Raw genomic sequence first — 14,971 nt, 5'->3', positions numbered from 1 at the left:
TCTCAAATATATGTCGCCTTAATAAGTTACTTGTTATTAGAACTCATAAACAGAACTATAGCCAAGAAAGTAAAAACCTTTTCTAATTTTGTAGAAAAAATAAGAGTATGTTTAGCTTTTTATCTAAGCATAGAATATGTTTGCAATCAAGTTAATGAAGGTGCAAAAAAAGTAATAAAACAAAACAAAATGCTGTTTAAACCTGACTTATTTTCTCAATAAAGAACAACAATTATAACAAATACAATACTTAACAAAGGGTTTTTAAGTTTTATTCAAAACTTTCGGATAGCAGTGATGAGAAAACAAACAGTCCGAAGAAAAACTACATTGGTTCGCAATTCCAAAAAGAAAGCTTCCGTTTTCTCAGGGAAGCTTGTACGCTATTCGATTGTTGCTTTTCTGATTGCTTTGCTAATGGGTAGCGGTTATCATTATCGAAATGGTTTAGCCTATTATTTAGGGTTTAAATCAGACAAGACGATCAGAGCGGCCCGTGCCGCTAAACGCATTTCTGATGTCCGCAATTTTCAGGTTCTTGAAAAACATGAGGGTAAAAGTATAGGGATAGATGTATCAGAATACCAAGGAAAAATAAGTTGGTCTTATGTAGATACAATAGAAAAAAAGTATCCTTTGCATTTTGTGTTTATTCGTGCTACGGTAGGAAAAGACCGCAAAGACCGTCAGTTTGATACGAACTGGCTTGGCGCCAAAGAAAATAAAATGATTCGGGGCGCCTATCATTATTACCGTCCCAACGAGAATTCATTGGAACAAGCTCAACTCTTCATAACTACTGTTCGTCTTCAAAAAGGGGATTTACCTCCTGTTTTAGATATTGAAAAATTACCTAAAAATCAATCGATTGCTAATCTGAAATTAGGACTGAAACGCTGGTTGAAAGCCGTGGAAGCACACTACGGTGTAAAGCCTATTATTTACACGGGAGAGCGCTATTATGATGATTTTTTAAAAGAAGAATTCAGCGATTACCTTTTTTGGATTGCCAATTATAACTTTTACAGAGAGGAAATAGAATCGGATTGGCTCTTCTGGCAATTCACGGAGAAAGCATCAATTCCAGGAATCAAGGGTAATGTCGATGTCAATATTTACAATGGTGATGTACAGCAGTTGCGGTATATTACTGTGGAGTAGTTGTAAGTATTCAGTAATCAGTAATTAGTATTCAGCTCACGGTGATTCGTTGATACTCTTAAATGGTTACTCCGAACTTTTGAGGATTTAAAATCATGTAATTAGTTAGTTTCCCCACTTCATTGCTTTAGCTTGTGTAGTTTCATTTAAGTGAAAACTCCAACCAGACTTGTGTTTCTGAGTTTTCAGCATCGGAATCAGTTAATTTACTATGAAAATGTTTAGGATAAACTCTTTTTCTATAAGCTTCTGCAATATTAGCGGGAACATTTCTAGAGGAACGTCTGATTTGGTCGGTTTAAGAATACATTTCTTCTTTTGGAAAAGATTTGTTTCAAAGATTGTCATGGCTAATGAGAGTGATTTCTGTTACGCTAATAGGTCTTGGAATTTTATAGTATTTTTTATAATTGATTCACTACTACTAAATAGTGACCACTAACCACTTTTCTAAAACTCCAATTTCTTCTTTCTTAATTCAAAATTTTGTCCTAGGTAGACGCGACGCACCATTTCGTCCTCTACTAGTTCTTCTGGAATCCCTGCTTTTAAGATGCCACCTTCAAACATAAGGTAGGTTTTATCGGTAATGGCCAGGGTTTCTTGAACATTATGATCCGTAATCAAAATTCCTATATTCTTGTTTTTTAATTGCGCTACAATACGCTGTATGTCTTCTACCGCTACTGGATCGACACCAGCAAAAGGTTCATCCAGCAATATAAATTTAGGATCAGTGGCTAGGCAACGTGCAATTTCAGTACGGCGGCGTTCTCCTCCAGAAAGCAAATCCCCACGGTTAGTCCGAATGTGTTCCAAGCTAAACTCATCAATTAAGCTTTCCATTTTTGCTACTTGTTCCCCCTTGGAAAGTTTGGTCAATTGTAAAACGCTCAATATATTGTCTTCGATACTCAACTTTCTGAAAACAGAGGCTTCTTGTGCCAAATACCCAATTCCCTGCTGCGCTCTTTTGTACATCGGATAATCGGTGATGTTCAAGTCATCGAGAAAAATATTGCCTGAATTTGGTTTAACCAATCCCACAATCATGTAAAAAGAGGTTGTTTTTCCAGCACCGTTAGGACCTAGGAGTCCAACAATTTCTCCTTGATTCACCTCTACCGAAATGCCTTTTACAACACTACGTCCTTTATAGGTTTTGATTAGATTTTCGGCTCTTAATTTCATATTTTTATAAAGTTGCTAAGGAACAAAGTTACAGAGTAACTGAGTTTTTATAATTGCAAAGAAACGAATTTTGTTTCTTTAGTATATTGATTTAACTTCAATTTTGGAATTTCTAAATTCATAGCAATGCTAAAGGGCAAACGCATCATAAATAAATTTTAAACCACATAGGAAAATAGATTTTAGTTGTTTAAAGCAAAAAGGGATTTCATTTTGCAAAGAATACATAGTCCCGACGCTTCGGGATGGAAGAATTATTCCTATCCAACTCTTTTTTTGCTTTTTTCTATGTCTCTATGTGGTTTAAAAGAAGGAAGTGTTTGCCTTGATCACTGCTGACTAATTACTGACCACTTTTTTCTTCAAGAGCTTCCCAGAATTCATAAGCTCTACGCAAATGCGGTACTACAATAGTCCCACCTACAAGTGTTGCAATTCCCATGGCTTCCATCATTTCCTCTTTGGTAACACCTTCTTTATGGCTGGTTTCCAAATGGTATTTTACACAATCATCGCATCTTAAAACTGCCGAAGCAACTAATCCTAGCAACTCTTTAGTTTTTACATCTAGTGCGCCAGCAGCGTATGCATTGGTATCCAAATTAAATATTCGTTTCACAATTTTGTTGTTGTCTGCTAGTAATTTTTCGTTCATTTTAGAACGGTATTCATTGAATTCTTCGATTATATCAGCCATTTATTTTTTTTTGATTTTTTACTACTATTTTTGAAATTAAGATACTTGCTTCATAGATTAACAACATCGGAATGGTAACAATAATTTGACTTACAACATCTGGTGGAGTTACAATTGCGGCAACTATTAAAATGATAATTACGGCATATTTCCAATATTTTCTCAAGAAAACGGGTGTTACCAGCCCAAGTTTAGTCAAGAAATAGATGATTATAGGCAATTCGAAAAACAACCCACAAGCGATAACACTTGTTTTTACGAGTCCAATGTAAGAATCGATACTAAATTGGTTCTTCACAACATCACTGATGGTGAATGTAGCGAAAAAGTTAACGGACATGGGAACAATTACATAGTACCCAAACAAGACGCCAAGAAAGAAAAGTAACGAAGACGAAAAAATAAAAAGTTTCGCATGTTTTTTCTCTGAGGCATATAAAGCCGGACTGATGAATTTCCATACTTCCCAAAGTATAAACGGAAATCCAAGAATGAATCCAGCGGTTATACAGGTCCAAATCAAAACGTTGATTTGCCCTTCCATATTGGTGTTTTGAATGATAAAAGGCATTTCTGTTACGCAAATAGTTTCGGCGAAGCCCAATTGATTGGAGAGGTCACAAAAGAAGCGGTAGGTAATAAAGTTAGCATTGGTAGGCCCAAAAATGACCACGTCAAAAATATAATCACTGATAAAAAAAGTGAATGTAGCCAAAATTAATATTGCAATTGTGCTTCGAACCAATAACCATCTTAATTCTTCAAGATGATCTAAAAACGACATTTCGTTTAAGTTTTTTTTTGCCATTATACTATTCCTTCTTTTAAAATATCGTGTAAATGCAGTATGCCTTTGTAGTGCGTATCATCAACAACTACTAATTGGGTAATGGAAAAATCTTCCATTATATTTAATGCTTCTACTACCATTGTATTGGAGGAAGTCATTTTTGGGTTTTTGGTCATAATATCTCGAGCTGTCAAATCAGCAAAAGTATCGCTATCGTTTAGCATTCTTCGAATGTCACCATCAGTAATAATACCAATTACGGTATCATTTTCGACTACGGCAGTTACGCCAAGACGTTTTTCGGAAATTTCAAAAATAACTTTTTTTATGGAGGCTTCTGGAGCAACCATAGGTTTTAGGCTGTGCTCCAACATGTCTTTCACGCGCAATAGTAATTTTTTACCTAATGCACCACCGGGATGGTACACTGCAAAATCTTCCGGTTTAAAATCACGCATTTCCATTAGGCATACCGCAAGAGCATCGCCCATGACTAATTGTGCCGTAGTGCTATTGGTGGGTGCTAGGTTGTTTGGGCAAGATTCCGCATCGATAGTTGTATTTAAAATATAGTCGGAACCCTTAGCCAAAAAGGAGGTCATGTTGCCTGTTATTGCTATCAGCGTGTTTCCAAAACGTTTTAAAAGCGGAACCAAGACTTTTATTTCTGGACTGTTGCCGCTTTTGGAAATACAAATGATAACATCCTCGCTTTGAATCATGCCTAAATCTCCGTGAATGGCTTCAGAAGCATGCAGAAAAAGAGAGGGTGTCCCAGTAGAATTGAAGGAAGCGACCATTTTTTGAGCTATGATGGCGCTTTTTCCTATTCCTGTTACGACTAATCGCCCCTTTGAATTATAGATTTTTTGCGTGGCTTCAATGAAGTTATTGTCTAGTAAATCAATTAGTTTAGCTATGGATTGGCTTTCCGATAAGATTGTTTTTTTGGCACTGGCCAATATATTTTCTTTGGTGATCAAAACAGAATAATTAAAATTTGTATGTGTAAAAGAAATTTGTACCTTTAGGTGTCGCAAATTTATACAAAATACCACATAATAAAGAATGAATCCAAACGAAATTGACATACACAAAGAATTAAAGAAGTATTTTGGCTTTAGCCAATTTAAAGGATTGCAGGAACAAGTCATAAAAAGTATACTGAATCAACAGAATACATTTGTGATTATGCCTACTGGAGGAGGAAAATCACTTTGTTATCAATTGCCTGCTTTAATTCAGGAAGGAACGGCTATAGTTGTTTCTCCCCTAATTGCTTTGATGAAAAATCAGGTGGATGCCATTAGGAGTTTGTCTTCTGAAAACGGAGTGGCTCACGTTTTAAACTCTTCCCTTACAAAAACTGAAATTACACAAGTAAAAAAAGACATCACGTCTGGATTGACAAAGTTGCTTTATGTTGCTCCTGAATCTTTGACTAAAGAGGAGTATGTTAATTTTCTTAAAAATGTTACTATTTCTTTTGTCGCAATTGATGAAGCCCATTGTATTTCAGAGTGGGGACATGATTTTAGACCAGAATATCGAAATTTAAAACACATTATCAAGCAATTGGGTGATGTGGCTATTATCGGGTTGACCGCTACGGCTACACCAAAAGTACAAGAAGATATTCTGAAAAACTTAGATATGACAGATGCGACAACTTTTAAAGCCTCTTTCAATCGACCTAATTTATATTACGAAGTACGCACAAAAACAAAAAATATTGAATCGGATATTATTCGATTTATAAAACAACACAAAGGGAAATCAGGAATTATTTATTGCCTAAGCCGCAAAAAAGTCGAAGCTATTGCCGAAGTTTTGCAGGTAAACGGAATTAGTGCCGTGCCGTATCATGCGGGATTGGACGCTAAAACCCGAGCCAGACACCAAGATATGTTTTTGATGGAAGATGTAGATGTGGTGGTGGCAACTATCGCTTTTGGGATGGGAATTGATAAACCCGATGTGCGTTTTGTAATTCATCATGATATTCCAAAATCACTGGAAAGTTATTACCAAGAAACGGGTCGTGCCGGTCGTGATGGTGGCGAAGGGCATTGTTTAGCTTATTACTCCTATAAAGATGTCGAAAAATTAGAAAAATTCATGTCCGGTAAACCAGTTGCTGAGCAGGAAATTGGTTTTGCATTATTACAGGAAGTTGTGGCTTATGCCGAGACTTCGATGTCCAGAAGAAAGTTTCTGTTGCATTATTTCGGGGAGGAATTTGATGATGTTACGGGAGAAGGTGCCGACATGGATGATAATGTAAGAAATCCAAAAACAAAAGTGGAAGCCATAAATCAAGTGGTTAAACTATTGGAAGTAGTGCGGGATACCAAACATTTGTATAAATCAAAAGAAATTGTTTTTACCTTGATTGGTCGCGTCAACGCCGTGATTAAAGCACACAGAACAGATACGCAATCTTTTTTTGGTTGTGGTTCTGATCATGACGAAAAATTCTGGATGGCCTTATTACGCCAAGTTTTGGTCGGAGGGTTTTTATCAAAAGATATTGAGACCTATGGCATTGTGAAAATCACAGATAAAGGATTAGATTTCATTCAAAAGCCACAATCTTTTTTGATGTCCGAGGATCATGAATACAATGAATCAGTAGATGAAGCGATAGTTACTGCTTCAAAATCAACAGCAGTTGCTGATGAAGTTCTTATGGGAATGTTGCGTGATTTGCGAAAAAAGGTAGCTAAAAAAGTAGGTGTTCCTCCATTTGTGGTTTTTCAAGATCCTTCACTGGAAGATATGGCACTGAAATACCCTATTTCCCAAGAAGAACTGATTAACATTCACGGAGTTGGAGAAGGAAAAGCTAAAAAATACGGAAAGGAATTTTTAGAATTAATTAGCCGTTATGTTACCGAAAATGACATTACTCGTCCAGAAGACTTAGTAGTGAAATCCACCGGAGTCAATTCCGTAAATAAGCTTTATATCATTCAAAACATTGACAGAAAATTATCTCTCGATGATATTGCTTCCGCCAAAGGAATTAATATGGACGCACTAATTAAAGAAATGGAGCAGATTGTTTATTCTGGAACCAAACTGAATATCAAATATTGGATTGATGATATGTTGGACGATGATCAACAGGAAGAAATTCATGATTATTTTATGGAATCGGAATCCGATAATATTGAATCTGCCTTAAAAGAATTTGATGGAGATTATGATCTTGACGAATTGCGTTTAATGCGTATTAAATTCATTAGTGAGGTGGCTAATTAAAGCAGTTTTCAGTGTACAGTTTTTAGTATTCAGTTATTTCAGTATGGTAATATTGGGCTGATTACTAAAAGCTGACTACTGACCACTAAAAATTTCTCCCCGATGCGGTTTCAAAGCGTCACGAACGGAAATCATGTTTTCATCGGTTACCACCATAAAAGCAATTGCTTGCATTTCCCCTTGGATTTCAAAACCGGTAATATTTAAAGTAAGTTTTTCAATTGCGATGTATTCCTTCAAATGAATTTCGTGGTGCTCTGCCGTTTTTGCGGAAGCCGGTCCACGAAAATCCCAAATCAATTTTATTTTTCTAGACATTTTTTCTTCGATTAATCGGTTAGCGGTTTAACTGTTTTGAAGCGGCAAAGTTACAAAGTCTAATTCGAAAAGAGGTCAATTTTAAAAAATTGAGAACGGATTATTCTTTCAGTAAGAAGAAGTCAGTTCAAAATGCTACTTTTGTACCAGAATTATGTAAGACACTTTTAAACGTCTGATAATCTAAAAATCGAACAATCCAAAACAATGCCTCAAGAACTTTTATTACAGGTTACTCCAGAAATAGCCACAAACGAATTGTTGCTAAAAGATTATTTGTCGAAACAAATCAAAGTTTCGGTAGCCGATATTCAGCATGTTTCTATTTTAAAACGCTCCATTGATGCACGTCAGAAAGCGATAAAAATCAATTTGAAAGTAACGATTTTTTTGAAAGGGGAACCTTTTCAGGAAACCAAAATACAACTTCCTGATTATAAAAATGTTTCTTCTGCACAAGAAGTAATTGTTGTTGGCGCGGGACCTGCGGGACTTTTTGCTGCGTTACAATTGATAGAGTTAGGGTTGAAACCTATAGTGGTTGAACGTGGAAAAGACGTTCGTGGCAGACGACGTGATTTGAAAGCCATCAATGTGGATCATGTTGTCAACGAAGATTCTAATTATTGTTTTGGTGAAGGTGGCGCAGGCACCTATTCGGACGGGAAGTTATACACCCGTTCTAAAAAAAGAGGTGATGTGACCAGGATTTTGGAATTATTTGTTGCTTTTGGCGCTTCACCCGATATTCTGATTGAAGCACATCCCCATATTGGAACGAATAAATTACCTCAAATTATTCAGGATATTCGGGAGAAAATTATAGAATGTGGGGGACAGGTTTTGTTTGAAACCCGCTTGACTGATATTTTACTAAAAAATAATGAAGTGCAAGGTGTTGTTACCCAAAACGGAGATACGATTCTTGCCAATAAAATTATTTTGGCTACCGGACATTCGGCTCGAGATATCTTCGAATTATTGGATAGAAAGAAAGTTTTTATAGAAGCCAAACCTTTTGCCTTGGGCGTAAGAGCAGAACATCCGCAATCCTTAATTGACAGCATTCAGTATAGTTGTGATTATCGCGGGGACTATTTGCCTCCAGCTCCGTATTCTATCGTGAAACAAGTAGGAGGAAGGGGAATGTATTCTTTTTGTATGTGCCCCGGTGGCGTAATTGCGCCTTGTGCGACGAGTCCTGGCGAAGTGGTTACAAATGGTTGGTCTCCATCCAAAAGAGATCAGGCTACTGCTAATTCCGGAATTGTGATCGAATTGCAACTGGAAGATTTTAAACCATTTGCTAAATTTGGTGCTTTGGCTGGAATGGAATTCCAAAAAAGCATTGAGCAAAAAGCGTGGCATCTCGCTGGTGAAAGTCAAAAAGTTCCAGCACAACGCATGATTGACTTTACACAAAACCGAGTTTCATCCGATATTCCTAAAACGTCTTATGTTCCTGGAACGACTTCAGTAGAAATGGGTGCGGTTTTTCCTGGTTTTTTAACACAAATATTACGAGAAGGATTCACCGAATTTGGAAAATCGATGCGTGGGTATTTGACCAATGAAGCTATACTTCATGCTCCGGAATCCAGAACCTCTTCGCCAGTGCGTATTCCCAGAGATCCCTTGACTTACGAACACGTGCAAATAAAAGGATTGTATCCATGTGGAGAAGGTGCAGGTTATGCGGGCGGAATTATATCTGCTGCCATTGATGGAGAAAAATGCGCGTTGATGATTGGTGCACTTTTGAATAAATAAAAACCTCTAATTTTTAAATATTTTCTTGGTTTTACAATTGCATTATTCGCCTTATCTTGCATAGCATTACTTCCATTTTTTTTATTTTATAAAAATGGTAGTGATTGCGTTTTTTGTTTTAAATTTTTAAAAAAGGGTATTTCGCGAATACCTATTATTAGTCCATTTCTTAAATGGTGTTATTTTTTTGTAAACTTTCACGGCATGCTCACTCAAGCGCGAAAAGAGTACGTTTTATTATTCATCAGTTTTATTGATTTTAATGTTTTCCTAATTATTATTTTAAGTTTTCTTTATTTATAGTTATTATAATTTAGATCATTAGGTTGAAAAAAAACAATCATCTTGTTAAATATTTTTTACTTTTATCGATATGTTTAAAATAAATTTATAAAAAAACTATTAAAATCATAAATATGTTTCAAAAATTCAAAAAATCTGAAATCTTAATTTTACTACTTGTGGTAGCGTTAATTTTTACTTCTGAATATTATTATATTGTTTTAAAAGATCCACAGCGTGCTATTTTTATTGGTTTGTGGCCTCCAACAATACTAGGCCTTTTGATATTTTTAAATTTAAAACTCAAAAAATAATATGGAAAATATAGAATTAATTATAATGACCGTGGTCGTGATTTTATGCTTTGTGGCGTTCTTTATTTCTACTTTTAACGAATTTGAAAAAGTTGAAAAAAAAAATTTAACGAGCGAAAATAGTAGAGGTATACTATCTAGATTCTTGGCGTATCTAGAAAGTTTAGTTGCGGATTAATTTGTTTGTATTTGAAGTGCCGGTGTTTATTTTTTAACAGCAACGGCAATTTTTGAATCTGCCGTTCCATAATATAGAAACCATTGTTTTTTAAAATAAACCAATCCTTCTACAAAACAAACTTCGTTTACTTCGCCTGTGTTTTCGTAAGGTTTGTCCGGGTGAATAAAATAATCCTCCATTCGGTCTATTAGTTTATAGGGTTGTTCTTTGTCAAATAGCGCTTGGCTTGCTGCATAAGTGAATTTGGGTAAAGTTGGATCATTGAAATTGGCAGCATTACTTCCGTTATAAATTAGTACAATACCTTCTTTTTGGAGTAAAGCAAAAGGGCCAGGCTCTACCAAGCGACTATCAAAATAACCGGTTCGAGGATGCAAAACGGCAATCATTTTTTTGTTTTCTTCGTTTTCGGCTACCTCCCAATGAATAAGATCTTTGGATGTTGCTAGGTACAAATCAGTATCGCCAAAATACATCCAGTATTTGCCTTTGATTTTAGTCGCTGTGATTTTTTCACCGTCTTGTTTGCAAACAATAGCTCCCGACTTTGACCATAAATCTTTGTATTTTTCACCCTTTAAAACTAAACCATGTTTAGTCCATGTTATTAAATCTTTTGAGCTGGCTAAACAAAGTCGGGCCGTTTTCCCATCATAGGAAGTATAGGTCATGATATAGGTTCCCTTTTCACTTTCAATTATTCTTGGATCTTCCACGCCGCCGTTCCATTCGTACTGTTTCATTGCATCGTTGTCTGGATAAAAAATGGGTGTGGCTTGTTTTTTAAAATGCAGTCCGTCTTCGCTAATGGCCAGCCCTAGTCTTGATGTCATATCCTTGTCCTGCGCTCTGTAGATAAGATATACCTTTCCGTCTTTGACAATTGCAGAGGGATTCAGTACATTTCGTTCTTCCCAGCGTACTTGTTTGTTGGTTATAGGAGATTGAAAGACTTGATCTAATTGAGGTTCTAAAATTGGGTTAAGACTGTCTACTTTGACAAAGTTTAGGAGTGCCCAATCTTTGCTTTTCGTTTTGGAGTTATAAGCTGGATTACTGCCGCAACTGATTAAAATAAATAAGAATACTAGTGTAAAGATTTGTTTCATAGTGTTCAAAATATTTAAGAAAGAACATAGTTCCTTTGATTATTTACTATTCATTTTTTCAAACTATTTATAAAAAAGTCTTGCAAGGTAAAGTTGCATTAATTTTATGAAATAACAATTCTCTTTTTAAAGTTACCATTGCCTTGATAGTTTTAAGATGCTTTCTTTCTGTCGAATTTCTGTTATAGAATTCGATTGTTTTTTTTAAATGGAGTATGGCAACTTCGTAATCGTGCCATTCTCCAAGGAAATCCGACAATGCCATTAGAGTTGCAATCAGTTTACTAGATTGATCAATAGGGAGTATTTTCTCATTGTATTGATACACTTTTAGTTGTTTCCGAAAATTGTGCATTTCATTTTTTTTAAAAGCAGGTTTACCAAGTAGTTTTTTTACTTGTTTTCTTGTTTTATTCCGGTAGTGATTTAATTTTGTTTTATCTGTTTTTGCAAGAAAATAAATGAGTATTCGGTATTTTTTCTTTAATTTTTTGATCAAGCGTATTTTAGCGAGCAAGAAAAATTTTTTTATTGCTTTGGATTGCAGCTTTTTTAGTTGATTTGGATATTTTTTTAGTAAAGTAAAATTGGGTTGTTCCTCAATAAGGGTCTGTTGGAGTTGAAGTTCTCTTACTTTTCCGGCTTGTTTGAAAATACTTCGAAAAGGTAAAAAGGTTTTTCTGGGTTTAAATTTCTTGTTACAAAAGGCAGCCAACTGCAATAATGCTTTCATTTTCTTGATTTCAACGCGGAGTTCATGAAAAGTTTCGACAGTATATGATTCAGGTGCTTTTTCCAAGACAAGATTCAAGGCACTTTTTCGGGTTTTACAATAGGTTACAAGTTCCTTCATATCACAGCCGTTTGGTTGGTAATTTTGTAAGGATAGATTTGAGTATGTTTGGTTTTCTTGCATCCAAGTACCCTTTTACATGTTAAAGTAAATTTAGTCAAAAATGATCAAAAAATCAATGTAAAATATTGTAAATCAATGATTTATTTTATTTTGAATTGTTGTTAAAACAAAACAACCGAAAATTTCTTTTCGGTTGATGTTGTTTAAAATGTTCTAGTATTTTATGTATTATTTTTTACTATTCATTTCCATATAATCGACCGTTAGGTCAGATAATGCTTTCATTCCTAATACAAAACCACTTTCGTCAATATAAAAATCGGGTGTGTGATGTGGAGCTGTTTCAGCAATTGGCTTGCCTTTAGGAGCGCCACCTAGAAAAAAGTACAGGCCAGGAATCTTTTCTTGAAAATAAGAGAAATCCTCAGCACCAGTTACAGCAGGGGTAATAGAAACATTTTCTTTTCCCGCTGTTGCTTCTAGTGTGGGAACCATTTTTTCTGTCAATAATGGATCATTGTAAGTAATAAGAGTTTGGTTAGTTATATTTATATCAGCGGTAGTTCCAGCACTTTCAGCAATTGAATTTACAACTTGTTTTAGTCGGGAATGCAATAGGTCCTGCACTTGACGGTCTAACGAACGAATGGTGCCGGTCATAATTAGTTCCTCTGGAATAACATTACTTCTTACTCCGGCATTGATTTGTCCCACACTAATAACCGCGGCAGACTCGGTTACGTTAATGTTTCGGCTTACAATCGTTTGGATTCCCATAACGATTTGGGCTGCTGTGACGATAGGGTCAATGCCCAGCCATGGATAAGCGCCGTGTGTTTGTTTGCCTTTTATTTTAATCGTGAACCAATCAGAAGCTGCCATGGTTCCCATTGGACGATATTTTATTTTCCCCACTTCTGTTTGGGCATTAATATGGAGTCCAAAAATAACATCAACTTTAGGGTTTTCTAAGACGCCCTCTTTTACCATCAATTTTGCTCCTCCTTCTTCTCCTTCAGGTGGTCCTTCTTCGGCCGGTTGGAAAATAAATTTAACGGTACCTTTTAATTCGCTTTTTATAGAGGCTAAAATTTCGGCAGTTCCCATCAAAATAGCGATGTGAGTATCATGCCCACAAGCATGCATTACGGGTACTGTTTTTTGATTGTATTCGCCTACCACTTTTGACGCAAATGGAATATTTACTCGCTCTTTTACAGGTAGGGCATCTATATCTGCTCTGAGGGCGACAACCGGTCCGGGTTTTCCTCCTTTTAAAATTCCCACTACACCCGTTTTAGCGACTCCGGTTTGTACTTCGATACCTAAAGCGCGCAAATGTGTCGCTATTTTTTCGGCCGTTTTAAATTCTCTATTCCCTAATTCTGGATTTTGGTGAAAGTCCCTACGCCATGCAATAACTTTGGATTCTAAAGACTCTGCTTTCGTGCTAATCTTAGTTTTCAGGGCGGTATTTTGTGCTGAAGTTGTACAGGCAAAAGAAAATAGAACTGCAGAAATGAATAATTTTTTCATAAATGGTATAGTAAAGGATGACAGTCTTAAAAATGCATTTTTAATTGTATTTTTTGGAAAAAACCTAAATAATGTTAAAAACAAATATATAAATTAATAGTTTATAGTTTTGGCATTTAGACAACTAAACTCTTTTTGAGAAAAATGTTAAAAAGAAAAGTTTTTTCCGTTGAAATTATTAATTCCTAAAGAATTTTTGTCCTACTGCCAAGTAGCCATGAACAGATGACTATAATAACTTCTGATTATAGATTTTGCGGGTCTAAAAGAGGTTTTGATTTAGAAAGAGCAAAGTAGGTCCATGCATCAAATCATCCTCATGTTTAGAAGGTGTTTTTTGAATCCTGCCTTTTCATACGCTTTAATGGCTGACGCATTGTCACTGTAAACGTCTAGCCGAAGTTCGAACACTTCATGTAAGTTACACCAGGATTTAAGTGCTTTGATGATGGAAGCGTTTACTCCCTTTCCTCTGTGATTAGGATCCGTAAACATAAATCCTAGATACCCATACGTTTCGTGATTCAAATAAGGTTTTGCAGCCTCTAATCTAGCGTATCCGGAAGCAATAATTTCTGCATTTATTTCAGCTACAAGGACTTCTATATGAGGGGCAGCAATCATTTTTTCAATGTCATAATAATGAATCGGATCTTCTTTTAGAGTGGAGTCATAAGGGCGTTCGGCAGTAATAATTCCTTGTTCAAAGACAAGAAGTTTTTCTAAGTCGGTAGGGCGTGCTTTTCGGATGGTTATAGGAAACATGGTGCTATTTATAAATATTTATAAAAATACAACAGAATTATGAAAGGTGCAGCATTGTTTTGTTCAGATATTCTTTTACTAATTGATCTTCAACAAAACGAAACAGAACGTTAAAGCCCTTATCCCTAATTATCTTTTTTGTATTTTTGACCTGAAATACACCACTATGATAGAAGAAAATGTAATCTTAGTTAATAAAAATGACGAGCAAATAGGGCTGATGCCTAAGCTTGAAGCACATGAAAAAGCGGTGTTACACCGGGCCTTTTCCGTTTTTGTCTTGAATAGTAAAAATGAAATCATGCTGCAGCAGCGGGCGCGTCAAAAATACCATTCTCCTTTGTTGTGGACTAATACTTGTTGCAGTCATCAGCGCGAGGGAGAAACGAATATTCAAGCCGGAAGCCGACGATTATTTGAAGAAATGGGCTTTAAAACAGAACTTAAGGAATTGTTTCATTTTATTTACAAAGCTCCTTTTGATAACGGCTTGACAGAACATGAGCTGGATCACGTGATGATTGGTTATTATAATGAGGAGCCCGTTATCAATCCGGAGGAAGTTGAAAGCTGGAAATGGATGAAAATTGAGGATGTTAAAAAGGATATGGTTCTAAACCCTACCTTATATACGGTTTGGTTTAAAATCATTTTTGAAGAATTTTATCATTTTTTGGAAGAACATAAAAGTCCTCTTTCTGCGGAAGAGGGAACGCATAACACCTAATTTATTCTAC

The 14,971-nt window shown here is 35.7% G+C and carries 15 protein-coding genes and 1 pseudogene; 6 read left to right on the top strand and 10 right to left on the bottom strand.

Translation table 11 applies throughout. The features are described 5' to 3' along the window. Positions 1-222 (top strand): annotated as a pseudogene (locus E0F91_RS17860) (IS4 family transposase); the annotation flags it as partial. Between the two features lie 75 nt (positions 223-297). Continuing rightward, complete coding sequence (locus tag E0F91_RS13090; protein ID WP_132066906.1) at positions 298-1,161, top strand: glycoside hydrolase family 25 protein; 864 nt, start codon at positions 298-300, stop codon at positions 1,159-1,161. A gap of 142 nt (positions 1,162-1,303) precedes the next feature. Here E0F91_RS13090 and E0F91_RS18235 read toward each other — a convergent pair whose 3' ends face one another. From E0F91_RS18235 to E0F91_RS13065, 5 genes are all read right to left on the bottom strand, one after another. Then, on the bottom strand, positions 1,304-1,417 hold the full coding sequence (locus E0F91_RS18235) for a hypothetical protein (protein WP_424955343.1): 114 nt from the start codon (positions 1,415-1,417) through the stop codon (positions 1,304-1,306). Between the two features lie 194 nt (positions 1,418-1,611). Continuing rightward, entirely contained in the window at positions 1,612-2,352 is a 741-nt protein-coding gene (gene lptB, locus E0F91_RS13080) for an LPS export ABC transporter ATP-binding protein (RefSeq protein WP_132066905.1), read from the bottom strand. Positions 2,353-2,695: 343 nt separating this feature from the next. Further along, positions 2,696-3,049, bottom strand: a complete 354-nt coding sequence (locus E0F91_RS13075; protein WP_073354371.1) for a carboxymuconolactone decarboxylase family protein — start codon at positions 3,047-3,049, stop codon at positions 2,696-2,698. Further along, positions 3,042-3,857, bottom strand: a complete 816-nt coding sequence (tatC, locus tag E0F91_RS13070; RefSeq protein ID WP_132066904.1) for a twin-arginine translocase subunit TatC — start codon at positions 3,855-3,857, stop codon at positions 3,042-3,044. The genes E0F91_RS13075 and tatC overlap by 8 nt, the downstream gene beginning before the upstream one ends. Then, positions 3,857-4,822 carry a KpsF/GutQ family sugar-phosphate isomerase gene (locus tag E0F91_RS13065; RefSeq protein ID WP_165930133.1) on the bottom strand — a complete coding sequence of 322 codons (966 nt, stop codon included), beginning with the start codon at positions 4,820-4,822 and terminating at the stop codon, positions 3,857-3,859. The genes tatC and E0F91_RS13065 overlap by 1 nt, the downstream gene beginning before the upstream one ends. Before the next feature lie 85 nt (positions 4,823-4,907). On the opposite strand from E0F91_RS13065, the gene recQ reads away from it, so the two are divergent. Beyond that, the gene (recQ, locus tag E0F91_RS13060) at positions 4,908-7,103 is read left to right on the top strand and encodes a DNA helicase RecQ (protein WP_132066903.1); all 2,196 of its coding nucleotides are present in this window, start codon (positions 4,908-4,910) and stop codon (positions 7,101-7,103) included. 75 nt (positions 7,104-7,178) lie between these two features. Here the strand turns inward: recQ and E0F91_RS13055 are convergent, their stop codons facing one another. Further along, positions 7,179-7,421 (bottom strand): hypothetical protein, encoded by a 243-nt coding sequence (locus tag E0F91_RS13055; protein WP_132066902.1) that lies wholly within the window; start codon positions 7,419-7,421, stop codon positions 7,179-7,181. A 207-nt stretch (positions 7,422-7,628) separates the two neighbouring features. Here E0F91_RS13055 and E0F91_RS13050 point away from each other — a divergent pair, with 207 nt between their 5' ends. Beyond that, complete coding sequence (locus E0F91_RS13050; protein WP_132066901.1) at positions 7,629-9,191, top strand: NAD(P)/FAD-dependent oxidoreductase; 1,563 nt, start codon at positions 7,629-7,631, stop codon at positions 9,189-9,191. Between the two features lie 597 nt (positions 9,192-9,788). After that, positions 9,789-9,965 carry a hypothetical protein gene (locus tag E0F91_RS17765; protein WP_165930132.1) on the top strand — a complete coding sequence of 59 codons (177 nt, stop codon included), beginning with the start codon at positions 9,789-9,791 and terminating at the stop codon, positions 9,963-9,965. 26 nt (positions 9,966-9,991) lie between these two features. On the opposite strand, the gene E0F91_RS13040 is transcribed toward E0F91_RS17765, so the two are convergent. From E0F91_RS13040 to E0F91_RS13025, 4 genes are all read right to left on the bottom strand, one after another. Beyond that, positions 9,992-11,077 carry a glycoside hydrolase family 130 protein gene (locus E0F91_RS13040; protein ID WP_132066899.1) on the bottom strand — a complete coding sequence of 362 codons (1,086 nt, stop codon included), beginning with the start codon at positions 11,075-11,077 and terminating at the stop codon, positions 9,992-9,994. A 67-nt stretch (positions 11,078-11,144) separates the two neighbouring features. Then, positions 11,145-11,930: a CHAD domain-containing protein gene (locus tag E0F91_RS13035; RefSeq protein ID WP_165930131.1), complete on the bottom strand. Its 786-nt coding sequence runs from the start codon at positions 11,928-11,930 to the stop codon at positions 11,145-11,147. Positions 11,931-12,161: 231 nt separating this feature from the next. Further along, positions 12,162-13,469, bottom strand: coding sequence for an amidohydrolase (locus E0F91_RS13030; RefSeq protein ID WP_132066897.1), 1,308 nt, complete (start codon positions 13,467-13,469; stop codon positions 12,162-12,164). A 306-nt stretch (positions 13,470-13,775) separates the two neighbouring features. Continuing rightward, the gene (locus E0F91_RS13025) at positions 13,776-14,234 is read right to left on the bottom strand and encodes a GNAT family N-acetyltransferase (protein ID WP_132066896.1); all 459 of its coding nucleotides are present in this window, start codon (positions 14,232-14,234) and stop codon (positions 13,776-13,778) included. Positions 14,235-14,400: 166 nt separating this feature from the next. Here E0F91_RS13025 and idi point away from each other — a divergent pair, with 166 nt between their 5' ends. Further along, on the top strand, positions 14,401-14,961 hold the full coding sequence (gene idi / locus E0F91_RS13020; RefSeq protein ID WP_132066895.1) for an isopentenyl-diphosphate Delta-isomerase: 561 nt from the start codon (positions 14,401-14,403) through the stop codon (positions 14,959-14,961). The last annotated feature ends 10 nt before the right edge of the window (positions 14,962-14,971 follow it).

The sequence above is a fragment of the Flavobacterium sandaracinum genome (genome assembly GCF_004349135.1).
GTDB lineage: Bacteria > Bacteroidota > Bacteroidia > Flavobacteriales > Flavobacteriaceae > Flavobacterium > Flavobacterium sandaracinum.
The sequence above is the reverse complement of the archived record's forward strand: the minus strand, read 5'-3'. Positions and strand labels throughout refer to the sequence as shown.